This window comes from Methylocystis sp. L43, assembly GCF_015709525.1.
Classification (GTDB): domain Bacteria; phylum Pseudomonadota; class Alphaproteobacteria; order Rhizobiales; family Beijerinckiaceae; genus Methylocystis.
On sequence record NZ_JADNRA010000028.1, the window covers coordinates 1 to 20705 of the forward strand.

Genomic DNA, 20705 nt, shown 5'->3' on the forward strand with positions numbered 1-20705 from the left:
TCCGGCGCCAAAGGCACCTTGCGGGCGTGAACCTTGAGGATCTTCTCGCGGCCGATGAAATCCGGGTTCGGCACCTGGATCTGCCGGTCGAAACGGCCCGGACGCATCAGCGCCGGATCGAGCACGTCCGGACGGTTGGTCGCGGCGATCAGGATGATGCCCTCATTCGCCTCGAAGCCGTCCATCTCGACGAGCAGCTGGTTCAGCGTCTGCTCGCGCTCGTCGTTGCCGCCGCCAAGGCCGGCGCCGCGATGGCGGCCGACCGCGTCGATCTCGTCGACGAAGATGATGCAGGGCGCGTTCTTCTTCGCCTGTTCGAACATGTCGCGCACGCGCGAGGCGCCCACGCCGACGAACATTTCGACGAAGTCAGAGCCCGAGATCGAGAAGAACGGCACGCCCGCCTCGCCGGCGATGGCGCGCGCCAGCAGCGTCTTGCCGGTGCCGGGCGGTCCAACGAGCAGCACGCCGCGCGGGATGCGCCCGCCGAGCCGCTGGAACTTCTGCGGATCGCGCAGGAATTCGACGATCTCCTGCAGATCCTCCTTGGCTTCGTCGACGCCGGCGACGTCCTCGAAGGTGACGCGCCCTTGCGTCTCCGTCAGCAGTTTCGCTTTCGATTTGCCAAAGCCCATCGCGCGGCCGCCTGCCCCGCCCTGCATCTGCCGCGCCATGTAGATCCAGACGGCGATGAAGAGCAGCAGCGGCAAGCCATTGACGAGCAGAGTCGTGAGCCAACCCGGACTGTCGTTCGCAGGCTTGGCGCTGATCTGCACCTTCTTGGACTCAAGCTTCTGCACGAGGCTCGGATCGCTCGGCGCGTAGGTCGTGAAGGAGCGGTTGTCGTTAAAGTGGCCGGAAATCTCATTGCCGGACATCGTCACGTCATGGACGCGGCCTTCATCGATCTGCACCAGCAGCTCGCTGAAGGTGATCTCGCGCGCCGGCGTGCGGGTCTGCTGATGCTGGAACAGCCCGAAAAGCAACGCGCCGACTGCGACGAACAGGACCCAAGGCAAATATTTCTTCCAATTCGCCTTCATTTTCACCTCCATGACGAGAGCCGCGGCGGGCCGGGCGTCGTCGCCAATATGTATGCATCCCCCCGCCGGAGCCGTAGATGCCTCGACTAGCGCAGGATGAGATTAGAAGTAATCTAGGTCAGGATGGCGCAATAGCCAAACAGGCGTCATAATTCGCCAAAAGTTGAGCGGATGAAAAAGATTGTCATCGCCGGCCTAAATGAATGCCTGGGCTCGGCTTTCTCGGGACTGACGGATGTTTTGACGCTCGCGCGGCGCGCCGTCGTTCGCGCCGCCGCGCCCGCTCAAAACGCCGAAAATCCTTTCTATGTCGTTACGGCAAGCGCGGACGGCGAGTCGATCCGCGATCGCGCGGGAGCGATCTTCCCCGTCGCGGCGCCATTCGAGGCCATTGCGACCTGCGACGCGATCATCGTGCCGAGTTTCTGGCCCGACGAGGACGGAAAGCCGCCGGACATGTCGCGCTTTAGCGCGGCGGCCGCCTGGCTGCGGCGCCACCACGCGCGCGGGGCGCTGATCGCAGGGTGCGGATCGGGCGTTTTTCTTCTCGGCGAGGCGGGTCTCCTGGATGGCCGCCGCTGCACGACAAGCTGGTGGCATCATGAAGAATTGAAGCAGCGGTATGCGCGAATCGACGCAGCCTGGGGCGCGCGGCTGATCGAGGACCGTCGAGTGGTCTCCGCCGCTGGCCCGCTGTCGTGGATCGACGTCGCTCTGCATGTCGTTCGCGCGCTTTGCGGAGTCGATGCGGCGCGAATTGCGGCGGATGTCACCCTGGGCGAGGCGGCGCCCGTCAAAGGCGCGCAGCGCGGCCAGACCGTCTACAACGCCGCGGCGCTGAACGAAGGCGCCGGCGCCTTTCTGACCGACGCCGAGCGAATCATCCGGCAATCCGATGCGGCGATGAGCGCTCAGGAGCTGGCGCGGGCTCTTTCGACGTCCGAGCGAACGCTGCATCGCAGGCTCAAACTGGCCTCCGGAGAGTCGCCCAAGACCTTCATCGATCGGATACGGGTCGAGACCGCGCGCATGTTGCTGGAAACCAGCGCCAAGCCGGTCAAGGAACTCGCCGCCAGCGCCGGCTTCGCCGACGAGGCGAGTTTTCGGCGCGCGTTCCGGCGTTTCGCCGGCATGGCGCCGAGCGCCTATCGGGTGTGGGCGCGCGCCAGAAGCCAGAACAAAGGCCAGCTTTTCGCATTACGCAAGGAAGCGGAAATCATTCCGAAAATGCTGACGACCATTTTCGACGCCTGCGTCAATGGCGTCACGCTCGCAGACCCCGAACTCGAAGATTCGCCGATCATTTACGCCAATCGACCGTTTATGCGAATCACCGGCTATGAACTCGACGAGATTATCGGACGCAACTGCCGCTTTCTTCAGGGCGGCGACCGCGACCAAGAGGGAAGACTGCGGCTGCGCGAAGCGATCCGCAATCGAGAACAGATCGAAGTCACGCTGCGCAATTATCGCAAGGATGGCGCGCTCTTTCATAACACGCTCAACATCACGCCTCTGTTCGACGCCGACGGCCGCCTCCTCTATTTCCTCGGCGTGCAATATGACGTCAGCACTCAGGTGCAGGCCGAGCTGGAAATCGGCGACCTTAAAGCGAAGCTTATGTCTTTGACGGATTAATCGTCATTGCGGCGCACTGACGCTGAAGCCCAGCCGACTAACCGTTGTTTAAGCCGGGATTACGGGCTGCAAGCCGAATCAGCGCGGCGCTCTTTTGAGCGGTGTGGCAGGTGCATCGCAAAACCTTTTCCTACTTGGCATATTTCTAAGTCGGTGCGCTAATTTGTCGCGCCTGCCTCAGATGCGGCTCTTCGTTTCCTCAATGGGCAGCGAGCCACAGGACAAACGCCATGAACGCGATCTCTGCGATTCTCTCAATTTTCGCCGCCGCCGCCGCTATCACGCTTGCGATCACAGCCTTCGTGAACGCCTGACAAATCGCGCGCGCACATACGAAGAAGCGTCGCTCGCCGCCCCGCGGCGAGACGCCGACGCCCCGCATTAGTCTATTTCCCTTGGATCGCTCGCCCGCGAGACGTTGTGCTCATGACCGGCAGCCCGTCTGGCGTAGTTTTTCTAGATCGGCAAGATTGATCGGCGGCGCCGTGGCGCCGGCGAGACTTTTGAACGGCGCGTTCATCGCAGCGCCGACCTCATAAAGCACAGCGCACATGTCGGCGCCGTCGATGCGCATGGACCGCGCTAATGTTTCGCCTGCGCAACCGCGCTGCGACAGCAGGCGATGCATCGACCTGTCGAAAACGCCGATCACATGCGTCAGCGCGGCGGCTTCAGCGATTGCATTCAGCGCGACGCCGAGCTGACCGATGGTGCGATCGCTGGCGACATCCGTCGCGCGAAAATCTCCGGCGGCGCGGAGCGTCAAACGACTTGCTTCCCAAATCAGCGGGCTTTCGACGCGTATGCCATCCGGCGCCGCTCCCGCGAAGGCATCGTTCAACATCGTCACGCCGGCAGTCGGCAAAACCCGCAGCGCTCCCGCGACGCATTCCGTTTCGTCGAGGGCAAGTACGTAGAGCGGATCCAGCGAATCAAAATAGTCGACGACCGCCAGCCGATGAACAGCGCCGGACGGCCGACCGGCATGCGCGTGAGCAGCGCCGAGGCGCAGGCCATACATCTCGTCCATGAGTCGGGGAAAGAGCGCGCGCGATTCGCCAGGCAGCAGCGCGATCATCGCTCCCGCCGATCGACCGAAGAAAGGTCCGTAGGAGCGGACTCGATCGCGGAACGCGGCCGTTCGACTCCGACGCGAATCAACCCTGTCTGGCAGGCTTCCTCAATCGCATCGTCGACGGAGGCGGCGTGAAGCCTGGCGCGCGCCGCTTCGAGCCAGAAGCGCACGGCAGTTGCACGAGCGCCGAGCGCGATTCCGATCTCATGATCGTCAATTCCTCGGGCCTTGAGGCGCAGGCAAGCCAACTCGCGATCCGACAGCCGAACGTCAACGTGGGATTCTCCTTTGAAAGCGTCTCGCACGCTGACGTGAAAGATCGCGCTCATGACCATGAGCCGGCGAATCAGGTCATGGCGCGGCGACAGCAGGGATGAAGCGTCTTCAGGGCAGCAGACGCTAAACAGCCCATATTCGCCGCTTCGGCCGCGCAGGGGAATGGAGACGCCGTCGGCGCCGAGGTCGAGCTCCAGCGCCTCGCCCAGGAGTTTTCTAACGACCGGATCGTCGCGATCCAGCAGGCGCCAATCGATCGGCATGATCCCCCCGAAGCCCGCGCGTACGACGGGCTCGAGGTCGACACGGCGCGCCTGGACATGGGATTTTCGCCACGACGCCGCATGAGCGGCGGAGAGCAGAGGTCGGTCGGACAGGCCCGTCGGGACGTTGAAGGCGAGGTAAGCGACATTCGCGAGGCCTGTCGCCCGCAGGAACTCGCTGAGGAAGCTGTTGGGAATAGGGATTCTGTCGGCGCGCGTGAGCCGATCGATGAGATCGAAAACATCTTCGAAATACACGCGACGCCTGTGGCCGGAAACAATTATCAATTTGATACAGCGTCGCCCGAAGTGAGGCAATGCGCAGGCCGCGAAGATAGCAAAAGGGGGGCTTAAGCCCCCCTGTAAGACGAAACGGGGCGTGAGCCCTTTCCAAAAGAAAGAGCCCGGCCGATCGGCCGGGCTCTTATATTTCGAACGTCAGGCTGGATCAGTATTTCGCAACAATCGGGGCATTGCCCCAGTTGAAGTGATAGTTGACGCCAGCGCGCACAATGTTTCCGTTGAAGCGAGTCTGCGACTGCGAAACCACTCCGGCGACAACGCTACCCGGGAAGAGTGTATTGCCCAAGGTTGTCAAGAGGCCCGCCGAGTAGCTGACATTGCCGAGATCGTAATACAGATATTCGACCTTGGCGGACCAGTTCGGCATGAACATCCACTCAAGTCCGGCGCCCGCCGTCCAGCCGACGCGCGTGTCGGAAAAGGTTCCAGACGAGAAAGCAGAGCTAGCGAGACATCCCGCCGGGAACTGAGCGCAGTCATTGTTGAACTGCGCGATGCCGGTCGACACCGAGACGCCGCCATAGGCGAGACCGCCTGTGCCGTAAACAAGCATGGTCGGGGTGAAGAGCCAGCCGAGTCGGCCGCGAACCGTCCCGATATAGTCAAGACGCTTCGAGGTCGTGATCGCGGTCGTAACGATTTCGCTGGCGGCGATAAACGGAAATGCGCCCGCCGCGGTAACCGACGTCTTGTTGCTGTTGCTGCTGGCGACGCCTTGGATGTCAGCCTCGACGCCCGCGACAAGGCGGCCGCCCCAGAACTGCCAATTATAGCCAATCTGGCCGCCACCGATGAATCCGCTGGTGTTGCCCTGCGAAACGCCCGAAGCCCCGAGCGCGGAATACGCGGCATATAAATTGGCCGCGCCGACTCCGGGGAGGGAGGAAATCGGGGCTGACGAGGTCCAGATGTTGTTGCTGTTGCCCCATGTCCCGCCGGCGTTCAGACCGACGTAAAAGCCGCTCCACAGCGGGGGCGGCGGCAGCGGGGGCGGCGGAGGAGCCTTGTAGCTGGGAAGATCGGCCGCCAAAGCCGAGCCCGTCAGCGCAACCATAAGAGCGGCGACGGAAAGAGCTCTTTTCATCTGTGTCCTCGTTGCTTGAGGCGGAAAATCTTCGCCCGATTGACTTGTTGAAACCTTCAGCGATCGCTCGCCATGCACTGCACTCAATCAGTCGAGGCCGCGCACAGTCAATGCAAAAGCCTCTGGTTTCACAGGCGCTCGGTTTGAATCTGGACGGGTGTGGCGCCGGCGCCACATCTCTCGCTCACGACAGAGGTTCGGCGACATGTAGACCGGTGACGCCCACGGCGAATGGGTGGCCGTAAGCCGCGATTCCCCAACGACTAACAGCGCCAGGGGATATTCCCGTCGCGGCTCGAGCAGGGAGCAGCCGAGAAGGGTGATCGGCGCGCGCGAAAAGCGTAAAGCCTCGCCCTGCTATGAACGTGATTGAAGGCGATGGCTCACAGCAAGCAGGCTTTGAAAGCCGCTAACCATCGGCCAGGCGCGCGATCTCGGCGCGGCGCCAAACCTCTTTTGAGCCCTCCGCCGCCTTGTGCTCCAGCATCCGCGCGGCGACCAGATCGAGTGGTCCCACGGGACAAATTCCCATCCACTCGAGCCGCTGCGTGGGCGCAAGCGACCCCAGTACGCGCGAACAGCTCTTGCCGAAATGACGCAGAGGCAGAAGCAGGAGTTCGAGTTCCGCCGCATCCCTGTCCGGCGCTGTCCGAGCGCGCGCGACTAGCGGCGTTTGGGCGTCGATAACCCGGCGCATCGCCTCAGCCATCGCCTCCTGCCGCTGCGCTCGCCACCAATCAAGGAAACGGCGTCCCTTCTGCTCGCGCTGCCAGAGGGCGTTAACCCGAGCGCCACAGAGCCGGAGTGGCAGTCGACGCTCCGGGTCCACTTCGATGATGAATATGTCGGGCAGAATATGGCGAATCGCGACGGGATCGATTTCCGCTCGATCCGGCGCCGCCCGTTCTCCCTTCAATCGACCCCAATAGTCGTGAAGCTCCCTAGTGCCCGGTAATATCATTCAATTCCGCCCGACGCTCGCGCGCCCCCGCCCAGAATTGGGACGCCTGCCCCCGCCGCGTTCCAATTCTTGCTGAAGAGAGCAGCGATCGTGCCATCGGAGCGGCAACCTCCAGGATGGCGGAGATTACGACGGCCAGGACTCCGCAACCTATGAGTGAAACCAACAAGCTGAGCCGGGCGGAAGCTGTCTCGAGCGACCCGCTGGGCGCTCACGAATCAGCGCTTGCCCTCGCCGCCAGGCGCTTCAAATCGGGACGCTGGCCGACGCCGGTCGCGCTAGATTAGCATTGAGGCTGCGCGGGCCCCTGCCCAGCAAAACGAACAGGAGCGAACGTGCCCGCAAGGCGAGAACGAATTTTCAATCTCCCGACAGTGACCAAGACGCTGATCGTCGTACTGACGGCGACGCAGTTCGTCGTCGCGTACGGCCCTTTGGAATTCTCAAACTGGCTGATATCGACTTTCGCCTTCATCCCGGCGCGCGTGACGCTTGAAGGCGGCGCCGAATACGCCACCATGCTCACCTACTTTTTTTTACACGGCGACTGGACGCATCTCATCGTGAATGCGTTAGCGCTTGCAGCATTCGGCACGCCGGTCGAACGTCGATTCGGTTCGGCGCGCTACCTCCTCTTTCTCGCCGCGAGCGCTTTCGCAGGCGCGTTGTTGTTTCTTGCGCTGCACCCTTACGAAATCGCCCCTGTCGTGGGCGCATCAGGCGCAATCTCAGGAACAATGGGGGCAATTGTGCGTTTCGCATTTACGCCAGGAGCGCGGCTGGCGGACAAGCGGCGCAGCCCCCGGGCGCCATATGACGAGGAATCGCATTCCACTTCGCTGTCGCAACTGCATTTGAACCGACAGGCGATGTTTTTCCTTGTCGCATGGTTAGCGGTGAACGTGCTTCTTGGCGCCTTTCCCCAGGCGGTCGGCGTGTCGAGCGCGATCGCATGGGAAGCGCACGTAGGAGGGTTTCTGTTCGGCCTGCTCTTTTTCAGCTTCTTCGATCGCGCGGGTCGGCATGCCCTTTAGTTCGCAGTAACGCCCGTCGGCTGGCGAGGGAGGCCGGTCGCGAGCGAAAAGGAGGGCCAGATGACGATCTCGAACATACTCGCAGAGAAAGGAAGAGAGGTGGTGACTGCGAGCGCCGACACGACGCTGCAGCAGGCCGCTCAGCTGATGATGCGCTATCGAATCGGCGCGCTCGTCATTCTGGACGACAGCGGCCGACTGGCCGGACTGATCGCTGAGCGCGACATTGTGTCGGCGGTGGCGCTCGACGGGCCGGAGGCGCTGACGCAACGCATATCTGCGTATATGCAGCCCAGCCCTCAGCCGGCGAGAGAAGACGACGCCGTCGAGAACACGATGCGCGTGATGACCATCGAACGGCGCCGGCATATTCCCGTGATCCGGGAAACGCGCCTCGTCGGCCTCGTGTCGATCGGCGACGTGGTCAAATACCGCATTCGCGTCATCGAGGAAGAGCACCGATCGATGCGCGAATACATCGCCCAAGCCTAGGGCCAAGCCTAAGGACCAGGCGGGGCCGAGAGCGGGATGTGGGCGAAGATGTTGGGCAGCGCGCGCTTCGTCGCCTCGCGCCCCACATGGATCAGCTGATCAGCCTTGTGGAAGTCGAACATGCCGACTTCCTCCAGCCGCGCGGTGATCGTCGCGTCGGGCGGGTCGCCAGCCAACCGCGAACGCAGGATGCGATCCTGGATGATGTTGAAGGCGTCGATCATCGCCGTGGCGACGTTCGGCGCATCGCCCGGCTGACGATCGAAATAGCGGGGCAGGAACCGATCGACGAAAGATGCGTCGGCCTTCTCCCCGAACGGCCCGGCCTCCGCGGCCTGATGCAGTGCAGTAGGATCGTCGCGGATGACGCGCGCGCGATACATCGTGTCGGCGGTGACGTTCACGGCGATCACATATTCCGCGCCGAGCGCGCGGCACACGGTGACCGGCACGGGATTGACCAGTGCGCCATCAAAGAGCCAGCGATCGCCAATACGCACCGGCTCGAAAACGCCCGGCAACGCGTAAGATGCGCGGATGGCGAGCGATAGGGAGCCATGTTGCAGCCACACCTCGTGGCCCGTCCCAACCTGAGTCGCCACCGCCGCGAAGGGTATAGGCAGCTCCTCGATCTCCACGTCTTCGAGCTCCTTCTCCAGAGCGGACCGCAGCCGTTCGCCAGTGATGAGGCTGGCGCCGGAGAAGGAGAGATCCATCAAGGTGAAGACGCGCCGCTTGGTCAGCGTGCGGGCAAAGGCTTCGATCTGATCAAGCTTGCCGGCGGCGTAGCATCCGGCGACCACCGCGCCGATCGATGTGCCTGCGATGACGTCCGGCTTGATGTCATGGGCGGCGAGCTCGCGCAGCACGCCGATGTGCGACCAGCCGCGCGCCGCGCCGGCGCCGAGCGCCAGCCCGATCGTCGGCTGACCGCGTCTTTGCCGTTTGGCCTCGGTATCCGCCTTGCGTACGAGGGTCGTCGGAGGAGCTTGTGGTTCGTCCGTCATCGCGCCAGCCGCCTCGGCATCGGGAAGTTGAGGGTTGCGTGAGCGTAGCGATAACATACGGGCCTTCCCGCGCCGCCGTCTCCGTCATGGTAAGCGGCACAAGATATATTTGGAGACCAGCCTGCGCTTCGGAAGGTGGGCTTCAGGTTAACTTTCCGCCAAATATGGGCGCCTATGCGCCAACGGCGGAGAAAACCAGCGCGCCCTCGTCGCCGAGCGCCCGATAAAAGCAGGACTTTCTCCCCGTATGGCACGCTTTGCCGTCGCCGCCGACTTCGACCTCAAGCAGCACGGCGTCCTGATCGCAGTCGACGCGCAGCGAGAGCACTTTTTGCGTCTGCCCCGAGGTCTCGCCTTTGCGCCAAAGCGCGCCCCGAGACCGCGACCAATAATGGGCGAGACCCGTCTCGATCGTCTTCTCGAGCGCGAGTTCGTTCATATAGGCGACCATCAGCACTTCGTGCGTCGCCGCCTCAGTGGTGACGCAGACGATGAGGCCGTTCGCGTCGAATTTCGGCGCGAAAACGCTCCCCTCCTCCACCTCTCTGGACGCCTGCGACATCACCGCGCCCCGCGCAGGAGCGTGTAGAAATGCGCCTGCTCCGTCGGATCCTCGCGGAATACGCCGGAAAACTGCATGGTGACCGTGGACGATCCCTGCTTCATCACGCCGCGCATCGACATGCACATATGTTCCGCCTCGACCATCACGGCGACCCCGCGCGGCGCGAGCGCTTCGTCGATCGCCGCCGCGATCTGCGCCGTCATCGCCTCCTGAGTCTGGAGGCGGCGGGCAAAAATCTCGACGAGACGGGCGAGCTTCGATAGGCCCACAACCCCGCCATTGGGATAATAGGCGATATGCGCCTTGCCGACGAAGGGCACGACGTGGTGCTCGCAATGCGAGGTGAAGGGAATATCGCGAACGAGCACGAGATCGTTGTAGCCTTCGACCTCCTCGAAGACTTTCGACAGGACCTCATCGGCGCTCTCCCGATAGCCGCTGAAGAACTCTTCATAGGCTTTGACGACTCGACGCGGGGTGTCCAGCAGTCCCTCGCGGTCCGGATCGTCTCCCGCCCAGCGCAACAGGGTGCGCACGGCGGCTTCGGCTTCATCGCGGGAGGGGCGTTCGACGGTTTTAACCGTCTCGAGCGAAGAAAAGGGACAGGTCTTAACCACGTCATCCATGTGGCGCCTCCATATGCTTCAGCGCGCGCCTATAAAAGGCGCAGCGGCAGAGAATGCCTCGCGCCAGCGAGGCGGTCCCTCAAATCGTCGCCCTCTCCAGATGGTTCGAGATCATGCGAGAATTCGAGACTAACGAGGGCCGCTGACGGCCCCGGCGCGACCCCCCGCTTTCGCGAAGGGGCGCAAAATACTATATAGAGTTTTACCAAGGCGATGGTAAGGCCTTGGCTTGAATGCACCGGCGGCGATGCTCAACAACATTTACAATCAACGCATTCTGGAACTTGCCGGAAACATTCCGCGCATCGGCCGGCTGCCGCGCCCCGACGCGACCGCCTCGGCCTATTCCAAACTCTGCGGCTCGACGATCACCGTCGATCTGAGGCTGGAAGACGGGAAAGTGGCCGATTATGCGCATGAGCTGAAGGCCTGCGCGCTCGGCCAGGCGTCGGCCTCGATCATGGCGCGCAATGTGGTTGGCTCCACGCCGCAGGAGCTGCGCGAGGCGCGTGAGGCGCTGCGCCGAATGCTCAAGGAGAACGGTCCGCCGCCGACCGGCAAATGGGCGGATCTTGCGGTGCTGGAGCCGGTGCGCGACTACAAGGCCCGGCATGGGTCGACCATGCTGGCTTTTGACGCAGTCGCGGACGCCGTAAAAAAGGCGGAGGCTTGATCGCAGCCCGAAGAGGGCGGAAAAGCTCTCATCCTGTCGCCTCGACACAATCTATAGCCACGACAAGGGCCCCGCGCACTTGATCTCACAAGAACGAACGACCGACCGCCTAGGCGTCCTCGGCTGGTGGCGCGCGACACCCCTTTATCTGCGAATCTTAGGTGCCGTGGCGCTGGGGCTTGTCGTTGGCGTCACGCTTGGCGACCAGGCGGCAGTGCTCGAGACGCCGGCGAAGCTCGTCCTGCGGCTCCTGGGGGCGCTTGCCCCTCCGCTGATTCTGCTGGCGATTATGCAGGCGCTGATGCGCGCGCATCTTGGCGGGCGGAAGGCCCTGCGGCTGGTGACGCTGCTGTTGACCAACACGCTGGTGGCGATCGGCATCGGCCTCCTTGTCGCCAATGTCCTTCAACCCGGTTCATGGTCGAACCCCTCGCCGGCGCACGCGCCCGCCAAAGCCGCAGCCGGCGCCGATCCTCTCGCGCAATTCCTGGACAGCGTGCCAAGGAGCATCGGCGGGCCATTTTCGGACAATGGCACGGTGATGGGCGTGATCTTCATTGCGGTGGCGCTGGGCGTCGCGCTGAGAAGCCTGCGGCATCATGAGGTGCGCACCGTCGAAGACCTCGTTCACGTGGCGCTGACCAGCCTGATTACGATTCTGCACTGGATCATCGATCTGGTGCCGCTGGCCGTGTTCGGCATCGTCGCCAGCATCGTCGGCGTGAAGGGCTTTGCCGATTTTCTCGCTTTAGGGGGCTTCGTCGTCGCCGTGCTCGCGGCGCTGACGTTGCAAGCCGGCTACTACCTTATTCGCGTGCGTCTAGGTTCCTGGGTGCGTCCGCTCGAACTGCTGCGGGGCGTGCGCGATGCGCTGGTGATGGCGTTTTCGACCGGCAGCTCCACCGCCACGATGCCAGTGACCTATGCGCGCCTGCGCGAAAATGTCGGGCTTCGGGAGGAGTCCGCCAGCATGGGCGCGCTCGTGGGCGCGAATTTCAATAATGACGGCACGGCGCTTTATGAAGCCATGTCGGCCTTGTTCGTCGCGCAATTGCTCGGCATGCATTTGACGCTCAGCCAGCAGTTCATCGTCGTGGTGACGTCGGTCGTCGCATCCGTCGGCGCGGCCGGCATTCCAGAGGCGGGATTGGTGACGATGACCATGGTCTTCAAGGCGGTCGCGTTGCCCACCGACTACATCGCTATGCTTTTCACCGTCGACTGGCTGCTGGACCGCTGCCGGACGGCCATCAATGTCATGGGCGACGTGACGGTCAGCTGTCTGCTGGATGGCAAAACGCGCGAGCCGCTGGAGACGCGACCGCCCTGAGGCGTCCGAGACGCCGCAAGAGACGCCGCAAGAGTCTCGCCCCGCCGCCCCTTTCCGCCTACGCTCGCCGCATGACCCCTGCCCCGATTCGCATCCTCGGCATTGATCCCGGCCTGCGCAACACCGGCTGGGGCGTCATCGAGGCGCAGGGCTCGCGGCTCTCCTTCATCGCCTGCGGGCGCGTGCGCTCCGACGCAAGTCTCAACATGGGCGAGCGGCTTTCGCAGCTGCATCTGGGGCTGATGGGGGTCATCGCCGACCATGCGCCGCATGAAGCGGCGATCGAGGAGACCTTCGTCAACCGCGATCCGCAGTCGGCCTTGAAACTCGGACAAGCGCGCGGCGTGGCGCTGACCGCCCCCGCGCTTGCTGGCCTCGTCATCGCCGAATACGCCGCCAATCTCGTCAAGAAGACCGTGGTCGGCGCCGGCCACGCCGACAAGACGCAAGTGCAGATGATGGTGCGGGTGTTGCTGCCGGCGAGCGGAGCGACGAGCGCCGACGCCGCCGACGCTTTGGCGGTCGCGATCTGCCACGCCCAGCATCGCGGCGCGAGACTGCGGATTTCGGCATGATCGGCAAGCTCAAAGGCCTCATCGACAGCTATGGCGAGGACTTTGTGATTCTCGACGTTAATGGCGTCGGCTATGTCGTGCACTGTTCGACACGCACGTTGCAGCAGCTGCCGCGCGTCGGCGAAGCCACCGCGCTCGCCATCGAGACGCAGGTGCGCGAGGATTCGATCAGGCTCTTTGGCTTCGCGACCGAGTCTGAGCGCGACTGGTTCCGCCTTTTGCAGACCGTGCAGGGCGTCGGCGCTAAAGTGGCGCTGGCGATCCTTTCAATTCTTCCTGCGAACGATCTCGCCTCGGCCATCGCCATGCAGGACAAGGCGAGCGTCTCCCGCGCGCCGGGCGTCGGGCCCAAGCTCGCCGCGCGCATCGTCGCGGAGATGAAGGACAAGGCGCCCGCCTTCGGCGCCGTCGACCCTGCCCTGGCGCGGCTCTCGGGCGAGGAGCCGGAGGGCGCGCCGTCGGCGGCGCGCGATGCGATTTCCGCTCTGGTCAATCTCGGCTACGGGCGCCCGCAGGCGGCGGCCGCCGTGGCCGAGAGCCTCAAACAGCTTGGCGAAGCGGCCGAGGCGAGCGCGCTGATTCGCCGGGGCCTGCGCGAACTCGCGCGCTGAGCGCGCGATCAGGCGGCAATCACGTCGCGGTAGATTTCGGCGAGCGTCGTTTCGAACTCTATCGCCGGGAGGCGCATGGTCGCTTCTATTGCGCCGAGTCGCGGACGTTCAAAGAACCCGCCCTCGACACGGTCGATGACATCGACGGCGAGATGGTCGCGCTCGACCAGCACATAATGCTGCAGCGACGGAAGCTTTTGATAGAGCCCCCATTTTTCCCATCTGTCGCGATGGGCGGAGCCTTTCGACACAACTTCGATGAGCACGACCGGGTCGTCGAGCGAGGTCGCGTCGGGCGAAAGCGGCCCACAACGCACCATAACGTCAGGAAAGCACGCGAGATCGAGCAGCCGCTGCTTCAGGTAGAACGTCTCATCGAAGGGGCGACAGTCCGACCCGCGCCGCCGAAACTCATTCATTAGCGCGACTGTCAGATTTTGAACGATCCGCTTATGCTCCCAGCGTGCGCCAACCATCATGCGCACGACGCGGCCGCCGATCAGCTCCCACTTCTCGTCGGCGGGCTTGTCGGGCAAAAGTTCCTCGAAATCGTCGAGAGACATATACTCATATTGCGAGGACGGGCGATTCACGGCGCGGCTCCGTTTGCCGCATCTTAGCATAGCGCCTGCGCCAGCGCATGGGAGCCGCCCGCTTGACCACGCCGCCAGCGCGCCTTGTCAGCCCCGAGCAGCGCGACGATGACGCCGACGCGTCGCTGCGTCCGCTGTCGCTTTCGGACTTTACGGGTCAGGAGGCGGCGCGCGCCAATCTCAAGGTCTTCATCGAGGCCGCCAAGACGCGCGGCGATGCGCTCGATCATGTGCTGCTCGTCGGCCCGCCTGGGCTGGGCAAGACCACGCTGGCGCAGATCGTCGCGCGCGAGCTTGGCGTCAATTTTCGCTCCACCTCCGGCCCCGTCATCGCCAAGGCCGGCGACCTTGCGGCGCTGCTCACCAACCTCGAGCCGCGCGACGTGCTGTTCATCGACGAAATTCACCGGCTCAATCCGGCGGTGGAGGAGATCCTTTACCCGGCGATGGAGGATTTTCAGCTTGACCTGATCATCGGCGAGGGCCCGGCGGCGCGTTCGGTGAAGATCGATCTTGCGAAGTTCACCCTCGTCGGCGCAACGACGCGCGCGGGTTTGCTGACGACGCCGCTGCGCGATCGCTTCGGCATTCCTGTTCGATTAAATTTCTACACGGCGGAAGAATTGGAGCTGATCGTCAAGCGCGGCGCGCGCGTGCTGGGGATCGGCGTCGACGGCTCGGGCGCGAAGGAAATCGCCCGGCGTTCGCGCGGCACGCCCCGCATCGCCGGCCGCCTTCTGCGACGCGTGCGCGACTTCGCCGTAGTGGATGGCGTCGGGTCAATCACCCGCAAACTCGCCGATCACGCACTGTCGCTCCTCGAGGTCGATTCAATAGGCCTCGACGTGATGGATCGTCGCTATCTCAATCTGGTGGCCGTCAATTTCGGCGGCGGCCCGGTCGGCATCGAGACGATCGCCGCGGCGCTGTCGGAGCCGCGCGACGCGATCGAGGACATTATCGAGCCGTTTCTTTTGCAGCAGGGTTTCTTGCAGCGCACGCCGCGCGGGCGCTTGCTGACGCCGCACGCCTTCCGCCACCTCGGCCTCGCCGAGCCGGCGCGTCCCGCGGCGCAGTTCGGATTGTTTGGCGAAGGCGAAGACTAACCAGCGATCACGCGGTGAGCACGAAATAAATCATTGCGCCAAATAAGAGAACGGCGGCGATCTCGCCGGCATGCTCCAGCGCCTTCAGCGCGCGGCTTAGAAATTTCGAGTTCATGATGCACACTCCGTAGAAGCGTACATGGCGTCTCAAGCTACGCTTTCCAGCTCCTTCGGCGGAGTCAACTCGGTCGAGCCAATGTCCGACTTAGCCTGCGAGCGGACCGCCGGCCTTTATCCAGGCGTCGAGGCCGCCCTGAATGTGGCGCACCGAAGTTAGTCCCGCTTCCTGCGCGGCCTCGACCGCCATCGCCGAGCGCTCGCCGAAGGCGCAATAAAAGACGATGCGCTTGCCAGTGGCGACCGCCAATTCATGCAGCAGTCCGCCGTCCCGAATATTCTCGTCGAGTTCGTCGTACGGCATATGCAGCGAGCCGGGAATGACGCCATTGACTTCGCGCTCGCGCGTTTCGCGCAGATCGACGAGAGCCGTTGAGGGCTGACCGAGCAGTTCGAGCGCCTCTTGCGGCGTCAACGACCAGCCGCGCCGCGCGATGTCCTCCTGATGCAATCCGATGTGAATGTTCGCCGGCACCGCGACGTCCATCATTTTCGGATTGGGCAGATGCAGGCTTTCCATCAGCGCGACATATTCATCTATGGATTTAACCTGCAAACGCGGATTGAACGCCCGCTCCTCGCCAATCGTGCTGACCGTATCGCCCTTATAGTCGTGCGCAGGATAGACAAGCGTCGAATCGGGAAGCTTCAACAGCTTGCCGAAAAGCGACTCGTACTGCGCCCGCGCGTCGCCGTTCTGAAAGTCAGTGCGGCCGGTGCCACGAATCAACAGCGTGTCGCCGGTGAAAACCCGGTCGGCCATCATAAAGCTGTATGAATCGTCGGTGTGTCCGGGCGTATAGAGAACATCGAGCTCGACGCCCGGAATGCGGATGCGCTCGCCTTCGCGGACGCGCATCGACACCACGTCAGCGTTGCTGCGCTCGCCCATCACCGTGATGCAATGCGTGCGGTCGCGCAGCGCGCCCGATCCGGTGATGTGATCGGCGTGGGTGTGCGTGTCCAAAGACTTGACCAGCCGTACGTCGAGTTCGCGCATCAGCTGCAGATAGCGATCAACCTTGTCGAGCACCGGATCGATGATCAGCGCCTCCCCGCCGCGATGGCCGGCGAGGAGGTAGCTGTAGGTGCTGGAGACGCTATCGAACAGTTGCCTGAAGATCATCGCCCGCTTTCCTGCGCCTGCCGCGCGTCATTTCGGTTGCGGTACAATGCGAAGATAGGGCCGCGGCGCGTTCCAGCCGTCCGGATAGATCTTCTTGGCTTCCTCGTCGGAGACCGAACCGGCGATGATGACGTCATCGCCCGGCCGCCAGTTCACGGGCGTCGCGACCTTATGTGTCGAAGTTAATTGCAGCGAGTCGATGATTCGGAGCACTTCATCGAAGTTGCGGCCGGTCGTCATCGGATAGACCATGATGAGCTTGATCTTCTTGTCGGGCCCGATGACGAAAATATTGCGCACCGTCTGGTTGTCGGCCGGCGTCCTGACGCTGGCGTCGCCGCCCGCGCTCGCCGGCAACATTCCATAGAGCTTGGAGATGCGCAGGTCCGGGTCGCCGATCATCGGATAATTCGGCTTCGCGCCCTGGGTTTCCTCAATGTCGACGGCCCATTTGGCGTGATTGTCGACCGGATCGACGCTCAAACCGATGATCTTGACGTTACGTCGCTTAAATTCCGGTTCGAGTTTGGCCATGTAGCCAAGTTCGGTCGTGCAGACCGGCGTGAAGTCCTTGGGATGCGAGAATAGAATGCACCAGGAATCGCCAATCCAATCATGAAACTTGATATGTCCTTGCGTCGTGTCGGCTTCGAAATCCGGCGCGGTGTCGCCAATCTGGAAAGACATGTGGAAGCTCCTCGGTTATGGTTGCGACGCGCCTTCGAGCGCGAGCGACGCTCTTCGCCGCCTGAGAGCGTAGGCCTATAAATGCGATTATTTCGCTCAGTATCAAGAACAGCCGCGTTCAAGCCAATCCCGCCTCTTTGATGAAACTCCAACCTAGCCGCCAGCCGAACGCAGAATGACGACGATCGCGCCATGTCAGTCCCTCTCCATTCGCGTCTATTACGAGGACACGGATTTTTCCGGACTCGTCTATCACGCCTCCTATCTGCGCTTCATGGAGCGGGCGCGCACAGAGATGTTGCGTTCCCTCGGGCTCGATCAGAAGGCGCTGCTGGCGGGCGCCGCAGGCGCGCCGATTTTTTTCGTCGTCCGGTCGATGGACGTCGACTTTCAAAAGCCCGCGACAATGGACGACCTGCTGACCGTCGAAACCGAGACTCTTGAACTCGGCGGCGCCTCGCTCACGCTTGAGCAGCGGGTTTTGCGGCAGGCGGAAGTGCTTGTCCGCGCCAAAGTCCGGATCGTGTGCGTCGAAGCCGGCCGCGCGCGCCGCCTGCCGCCCGAGGTGCGCGCGAAATTCGAATGTCATCTGCCAAATTCAGAGTAGAATGCCGTCGCCATCTGGACGCCGCCTTTTGCGGCCTAAATTGGCGTTGAGATGGGAATCAACGAACCCGCTGCGCGCCTTCGGCCCCGGACCGAGCCTTCGGATCCGGCGGAGACCGGCGTTCTGATCGTCGACCTCTCCGCCCTCGCCGACAATTGGCGCACGATGGCTCGACTGGCCGGCGGCGCGGAATGCGGCGCGGTGGTGAAAGCCGACGCTTATGGCTTGGGGCTCGCGCCCGCGATGCGCGCGCTGCTCTCAGCCGGCTGCCGAACCTTTTTCGTGGCCAATGTCGTCGAAGGCGAAGCGGCCCGGGCCGTCGCCCACGACGCGACCATTTATGTGCTGGACGGGCTCGTGCCCGGCGCGGCGCCGCGGCTCGTCGCCGCCGACCTTATCCCAGCCTTGGGTTCGCTCGGCGAAATTGACGAATGGGCGGCGACGGGGCGCAAGCCCAAAGCCGCCATCCATTTCGACACGGGGATGAACCGCTTCGGAATTCCGATCAGCGAGGCGGCGCAGGCGGCCGAGCGTGCGCGCCATATCGCGCCTACGCTGGTGATGAGCCATTTCGTCAGTTCGCAAATGCGCGACGCCCCCTGCAACGCCCGGCAGATCGAGGCGTTCCTCGACGCCCGCGCGCGCTTCGCCGAGATTCCGGCGTCCATGGCGAATTCCTCGGCCGTCTTCCTGCCGCAGCGCCCGCATTTCGATCTCGTTCGTCCCGGTTACGCGCTCTTTGGCGGCAACCCCACGCCTTACGCCGAATGCCCGGTGCGGCCGGTCGCGCGGCTCAGCGCGCGCATTCTCTCAACGCGCGAGATCGAGCCAGGCGCCTGCGTCGGCTATGACGCGCTGTGGTCGGCGCCAAAGCGGACGCGCATCGCCACGATCGGCGTCGGCTATGCGGACGGCGTGCCGGTCGGGGCTGCCTCTTGCACGGAAAAGCCCACGGGCGAAGCGCTCGTCGGCGGAGTCCGCTGCCCCTTCATCGGCCGCGTGTCGATGGATTATGTCGTGCTGGACGTTTCCGAGGCGCCGCGCGAGGCCGCGCAGCGCGGCGAATGGGTCGAACTGCTGGGCGACGGCATTTGCATCGAGGACGCCGCGGCGCGCGCCGGCACCATCGGCTATGAGATTCTCACACGGCTCGGCGCGCGATTCTCCCGGCGCTACCTCTCGACCGTCTAAGCGTCCTCAGAAGCGGAAATGACCTAGATAATAATCGCTGAGACCCGCAGCGTTCGGCGAATCGAGAGCGGTGGGAAAGGTCTCGTCCGTCTTTCTGAATGTCTTCCCTGCCTTGCGCACAAAAGTGACTTCCAGCACTGAAGGAACTGAAACGCCGCTAATTACCGCCATAGGCGCATAATTATTGGCGTGCACGTGAATGGGCTGGTGATGCACCGTCAGTGCGCTGATCGCCCTGAGCATCTGATGGTAGCGCTGAGGCTGAACCATCCTCTCCAGCCAGTGAAATTCGACAACGATCTGACGAAACTGCGCGAGGCAGGCCGGGTCGGCCATTCCGAAGACGTCCCACTCGGCGTCTTCTATGTCGCATTTCAGAATGAGTTCGATTGCTTGTGCGTGGCCATTGCTGACCAGCGCATCCGCCAGCGTGGTGAGCGGCAGGTTCGCGTCAGGAAGAGGTCCAATTCCGCAGCGAAACCAGTGGAAGCGCGGGTGCTGCTCCGGCAGCGCCTCGATTGTATGGTCGTATTGAAAAACGTCGATGCCGCAGTCGGCGATCTGCCGATCCCAAGCCGTGTCGCGGTTGACGCCGAAAGAATAAGCGGCCTGCACGCCCACGAAGTCGTCCAGCATGACATAGCCGCCATCATGAGCGCGGCCGACCCGCAACTTGGAACAGCCTTCGACCGCCATCGGCTCAAGACGACGCAAAAGGAAGAGCAAGTCTGCCCTATGGCGTGGGTCCGGTCTGTTATACGCCGCCAAATGATGCAGCTGCTGGCGAAAGGCGTCTCGTTCGGCCGTGACCTTCTTCAGCTCGCCTAAGAGCCTGTCTCGTTCTTTTTGGAGGGCGGCGGAAGCGGCGGCTGTCGCGGAAACGTCAGGACTTGCCGGCTGCGCCGACTGGGCCAGGGGAGCGTCTGCAAGAACTGTTGCAAGAACTGTTGTAGGTGCGTCACTCACGTCTTGCCCCATCGCGCGCGCTCCCCCCAAGCCCTCGCCAAGCCCTCGGCGGCCCACACGCCTTTTCGGCCTCGTTGCGGCCGAAGGGCCGCGTCACGCCATCGCGAACCACGGCGCGAGCACCGGATATCCCTCGCCTGCGAGGAGCGACACCGTCTCATGCAGCGGCAGGCCGACGACGGCCGTATAGGATCCGACGATCTTCGCCAGAAAGACGCCGGCGCGTCCCTGAATGGCGTAGCCGCCCGCCTTGCCGCGCCACTCGCCGGTTGAGAGATAGGCCTCGATCTCGGTCGAGCCGAGGCGCTTGAACCGCAGCCGCGCCTCGACGAGACGCCTGCGCTCATAGCCGCGCGGCGTGATCAGGCTCACCGCCGAAAAGACCCGGTGCTGGCGCCCCGAGAGCAGCTGCAGGCACTCCTCGGCCTCTTCCCGCGTCTCCGCCTTGGGCAGGATGCGCCGGCCGACAGCCACGACCGTGTCGGCGGCGATGAGAAAAGACTCCTTCAGCTCGGGCTGCGTCGCCCGCAGCTTTACCGCGGCAGCCGCCTTCTCGCTGGCGATTCGTGTGGCGTAGGCGCGCGGCGATTCCCCGCGGTGCGGCGTCTCATCGATGTCGGCCGGCAGCAGGGCGTCGGCGTCGAGTCCCGCCTGCTGCAACAGCGCCAGGCGCCTCGGCGAAGCTGATGCGAGAATGAGCTTGGGACGGGCGATTGGAGGATTGGCTGTCAAGAATGTCGCTCCGCCAAAGGAAAA

23 protein-coding genes are annotated in these 20705 nt (G+C 63.4%); 10 read left to right on the plus strand and 13 right to left on the minus strand.

All coding sequences use genetic code 11. From position 1 onward, the window contains the following. A partial coding sequence (locus tag IYX23_RS09260) for an ATP-dependent metallopeptidase FtsH/Yme1/Tma family protein (protein ID WP_196398845.1) occupies positions 1 to 1043 on the minus strand: 1043 nt, incomplete at its 3' end. A gap of 171 nt (positions 1044 to 1214) precedes the next feature. Here IYX23_RS09260 and IYX23_RS09265 point away from each other — a divergent pair. Then, complete coding sequence (locus IYX23_RS09265) at positions 1215 to 2681, plus strand: helix-turn-helix domain-containing protein (RefSeq protein WP_196392510.1); 1467 nt, start codon at positions 1215 to 1217, stop codon at positions 2679 to 2681. Positions 2682 to 3105: 424 nt separating this feature from the next. Here IYX23_RS09265 and IYX23_RS09270 read toward each other — a convergent pair whose 3' ends face one another. The 4 genes from IYX23_RS09270 to IYX23_RS09285 all read right to left on the minus strand — a co-directional run bounded on the left by IYX23_RS09270 (position 3106) and on the right by IYX23_RS09285 (position 6643). Continuing rightward, positions 3106 to 3759, minus strand: coding sequence for an acyl-homoserine-lactone synthase (locus IYX23_RS09270; protein WP_196392511.1), 654 nt, complete (start codon positions 3757 to 3759; stop codon positions 3106 to 3108). Next, on the minus strand, positions 3756 to 4553 hold the full coding sequence (locus tag IYX23_RS09275) for an autoinducer binding domain-containing protein (RefSeq protein WP_348643643.1): 798 nt from the start codon (positions 4551 to 4553) through the stop codon (positions 3756 to 3758). The genes IYX23_RS09270 and IYX23_RS09275 overlap by 4 nt, the downstream gene beginning before the upstream one ends. Before the next feature lie 190 nt (positions 4554 to 4743). Beyond that, positions 4744 to 5682: an outer membrane beta-barrel protein gene (locus IYX23_RS09280; protein ID WP_196392513.1), complete on the minus strand. Its 939-nt coding sequence runs from the start codon at positions 5680 to 5682 to the stop codon at positions 4744 to 4746. 409 nt (positions 5683 to 6091) lie between these two features. Beyond that, complete coding sequence (locus tag IYX23_RS09285; protein ID WP_196392514.1) at positions 6092 to 6643, minus strand: PAS domain-containing protein; 552 nt, start codon at positions 6641 to 6643, stop codon at positions 6092 to 6094. 335 nt (positions 6644 to 6978) lie between these two features. On the opposite strand from IYX23_RS09285, the gene IYX23_RS09290 reads away from it, so the two are divergent. Together IYX23_RS09290 and IYX23_RS09295 are read left to right on the plus strand one after the other, a co-directional pair. Then, positions 6979 to 7677, plus strand: a complete 699-nt coding sequence (locus IYX23_RS09290) for a rhomboid family intramembrane serine protease (protein ID WP_196392515.1) — start codon at positions 6979 to 6981, stop codon at positions 7675 to 7677. A 60-nt stretch (positions 7678 to 7737) separates the two neighbouring features. Beyond that, the gene (locus IYX23_RS09295; RefSeq protein ID WP_196392516.1) at positions 7738 to 8169 is read left to right on the plus strand and encodes a CBS domain-containing protein; all 432 of its coding nucleotides are present in this window, start codon (positions 7738 to 7740) and stop codon (positions 8167 to 8169) included. Positions 8170 to 8177: 8 nt separating this feature from the next. On the opposite strand, the gene IYX23_RS09300 is transcribed toward IYX23_RS09295, so the two are convergent. From IYX23_RS09300 to folE, 3 genes are all read right to left on the minus strand, one after another. Then, a complete protein-coding gene (locus IYX23_RS09300) occupies positions 8178 to 9176 on the minus strand; it encodes a patatin-like phospholipase family protein (protein ID WP_196392517.1) in 999 nt (332 codons plus the stop codon). A 172-nt stretch (positions 9177 to 9348) separates the two neighbouring features. Then, positions 9349 to 9738, minus strand: coding sequence for a phosphoribosyl-AMP cyclohydrolase (gene hisI, locus IYX23_RS09305; RefSeq protein WP_196392518.1), 390 nt, complete (start codon positions 9736 to 9738; stop codon positions 9349 to 9351). Further along, entirely contained in the window at positions 9738 to 10367 is a 630-nt protein-coding gene (gene folE / locus IYX23_RS09310) for a GTP cyclohydrolase I FolE (RefSeq protein ID WP_196392519.1), read from the minus strand. Before folE ends, hisI begins: the two co-directional genes overlap by 1 nt. Before the next feature lie 247 nt (positions 10368 to 10614). Here folE and IYX23_RS09315 point away from each other — a divergent pair, with 247 nt between their 5' ends. The 4 genes from IYX23_RS09315 to ruvA all read left to right on the plus strand — a co-directional run bounded on the left by IYX23_RS09315 (position 10615) and on the right by ruvA (position 13556). Then, a complete protein-coding gene (locus IYX23_RS09315) occupies positions 10615 to 11040 on the plus strand; it encodes an iron-sulfur cluster assembly scaffold protein (RefSeq protein WP_196392627.1) in 426 nt (141 codons plus the stop codon). Between the two features lie 79 nt (positions 11041 to 11119). Further along, positions 11120 to 12370 (plus strand): dicarboxylate/amino acid:cation symporter, encoded by a 1251-nt coding sequence (locus IYX23_RS09320; RefSeq protein WP_196392520.1) that lies wholly within the window; start codon positions 11120 to 11122, stop codon positions 12368 to 12370. Between the two features lie 71 nt (positions 12371 to 12441). Then, on the plus strand, positions 12442 to 12945 hold the full coding sequence (gene ruvC / locus IYX23_RS09325) for a crossover junction endodeoxyribonuclease RuvC (protein WP_029648475.1): 504 nt from the start codon (positions 12442 to 12444) through the stop codon (positions 12943 to 12945). Beyond that, complete coding sequence (gene ruvA, locus IYX23_RS09330) at positions 12942 to 13556, plus strand: Holliday junction branch migration protein RuvA (RefSeq protein WP_196392521.1); 615 nt, start codon at positions 12942 to 12944, stop codon at positions 13554 to 13556. Before ruvC ends, ruvA begins: the two co-directional genes overlap by 4 nt. Positions 13557 to 13564: 8 nt before the next feature. Here ruvA and IYX23_RS09335 read toward each other — a convergent pair whose 3' ends face one another. After that, a complete protein-coding gene (locus tag IYX23_RS09335; RefSeq protein ID WP_348643644.1) occupies positions 13565 to 14149 on the minus strand; it encodes a Uma2 family endonuclease in 585 nt (194 codons plus the stop codon). 47 nt (positions 14150 to 14196) lie between these two features. On the opposite strand from IYX23_RS09335, the gene ruvB reads away from it, so the two are divergent. Beyond that, a complete protein-coding gene (ruvB, locus tag IYX23_RS09340) occupies positions 14197 to 15255 on the plus strand; it encodes a Holliday junction branch migration DNA helicase RuvB (RefSeq protein WP_196392522.1) in 1059 nt (352 codons plus the stop codon). Between the two features lie 205 nt (positions 15256 to 15460). Here the strand turns inward: ruvB and IYX23_RS09345 are convergent, their stop codons facing one another. Next, the gene (locus IYX23_RS09345; RefSeq protein WP_196392523.1) at positions 15461 to 16498 is read right to left on the minus strand and encodes an MBL fold metallo-hydrolase; all 1038 of its coding nucleotides are present in this window, start codon (positions 16496 to 16498) and stop codon (positions 15461 to 15463) included. 27 nt (positions 16499 to 16525) lie between these two features. Then, entirely contained in the window at positions 16526 to 17185 is a 660-nt protein-coding gene (locus IYX23_RS09350; RefSeq protein WP_175093110.1) for a peroxiredoxin, read from the minus strand. Positions 17186 to 17360: 175 nt separating this feature from the next. Between IYX23_RS09350 and ybgC the strand changes: the two genes are divergently transcribed. Together ybgC and alr are read left to right on the plus strand one after the other, a co-directional pair. After that, a complete protein-coding gene (ybgC, locus tag IYX23_RS09355; RefSeq protein ID WP_196392524.1) occupies positions 17361 to 17792 on the plus strand; it encodes a tol-pal system-associated acyl-CoA thioesterase in 432 nt (143 codons plus the stop codon). Positions 17793 to 17843: 51 nt separating this feature from the next. Next, complete coding sequence (alr, locus tag IYX23_RS09360; protein ID WP_196392525.1) at positions 17844 to 18983, plus strand: alanine racemase; 1140 nt, start codon at positions 17844 to 17846, stop codon at positions 18981 to 18983. A 6-nt stretch (positions 18984 to 18989) separates the two neighbouring features. Here alr and IYX23_RS09365 read toward each other — a convergent pair whose 3' ends face one another. Both IYX23_RS09365 and IYX23_RS09370 read right to left on the minus strand, forming a co-directional pair. Then, positions 18990 to 19961, minus strand: a complete 972-nt coding sequence (locus tag IYX23_RS09365; RefSeq protein ID WP_196392526.1) for an FkbM family methyltransferase — start codon at positions 19959 to 19961, stop codon at positions 18990 to 18992. Positions 19962 to 20042: 81 nt separating this feature from the next. Next, complete coding sequence (locus IYX23_RS09370) at positions 20043 to 20681, minus strand: Maf family nucleotide pyrophosphatase (protein ID WP_196392527.1); 639 nt, start codon at positions 20679 to 20681, stop codon at positions 20043 to 20045. Between the last annotated feature and the right edge of the window lie 24 nt (positions 20682 to 20705).

What these genes read in the sequence shown, in the direction of transcription:
- IYX23_RS09265 (WP_196392510.1), top strand. Translation starts at nt 1,215, where the DNA reads ATGAAAAAGATTGTCATCGCCGGCCTAAATGAATGCCTGGGCTCGGCT.
- IYX23_RS09270 (WP_196392511.1), bottom strand. Translation starts at nt 3,759, where the DNA reads ATGATCGCGCTGCTGCCTGGCGAATCGCGCGCGCTCTTTCCCCGACTC.
- IYX23_RS09280 (WP_196392513.1), bottom strand. Translation starts at nt 5,682, where the DNA reads ATGAAAAGAGCTCTTTCCGTCGCCGCTCTTATGGTTGCGCTGACGGGC.
- IYX23_RS09285 (WP_196392514.1), bottom strand. Translation starts at nt 6,643, where the DNA reads ATGATATTACCGGGCACTAGGGAGCTTCACGACTATTGGGGTCGATTG.
- IYX23_RS09295 (WP_196392516.1), top strand. Translation starts at nt 7,738, where the DNA reads ATGACGATCTCGAACATACTCGCAGAGAAAGGAAGAGAGGTGGTGACT.
- IYX23_RS09300 (WP_196392517.1), bottom strand. Translation starts at nt 9,176, where the DNA reads ATGACGGACGAACCACAAGCTCCTCCGACGACCCTCGTACGCAAGGCG.
- hisI (WP_196392518.1), bottom strand. Translation starts at nt 9,738, where the DNA reads ATGTCGCAGGCGTCCAGAGAGGTGGAGGAGGGGAGCGTTTTCGCGCCG.
- folE (WP_196392519.1), bottom strand. Translation starts at nt 10,367, where the DNA reads ATGGATGACGTGGTTAAGACCTGTCCCTTTTCTTCGCTCGAGACGGTT.
- IYX23_RS09315 (WP_196392627.1), top strand. Translation starts at nt 10,615, where the DNA reads ATGCTCAACAACATTTACAATCAACGCATTCTGGAACTTGCCGGAAAC.
- ruvC (WP_029648475.1), top strand. Translation starts at nt 12,442, where the DNA reads ATGACCCCTGCCCCGATTCGCATCCTCGGCATTGATCCCGGCCTGCGC.
- ruvA (WP_196392521.1), top strand. Translation starts at nt 12,942, where the DNA reads ATGATCGGCAAGCTCAAAGGCCTCATCGACAGCTATGGCGAGGACTTT.
- ruvB (WP_196392522.1), top strand. Translation starts at nt 14,197, where the DNA reads ATGGGAGCCGCCCGCTTGACCACGCCGCCAGCGCGCCTTGTCAGCCCC.
- IYX23_RS09345 (WP_196392523.1), bottom strand. Translation starts at nt 16,498, where the DNA reads ATGATCTTCAGGCAACTGTTCGATAGCGTCTCCAGCACCTACAGCTAC.
- IYX23_RS09350 (WP_175093110.1), bottom strand. Translation starts at nt 17,185, where the DNA reads ATGTCTTTCCAGATTGGCGACACCGCGCCGGATTTCGAAGCCGACACG.
- ybgC (WP_196392524.1), top strand. Translation starts at nt 17,361, where the DNA reads ATGACGACGATCGCGCCATGTCAGTCCCTCTCCATTCGCGTCTATTAC.
- alr (WP_196392525.1), top strand. Translation starts at nt 17,844, where the DNA reads ATGGGAATCAACGAACCCGCTGCGCGCCTTCGGCCCCGGACCGAGCCT.
- IYX23_RS09365 (WP_196392526.1), bottom strand. Translation starts at nt 19,961, where the DNA reads ATGGGGCAAGACGTGAGTGACGCACCTACAACAGTTCTTGCAACAGTT.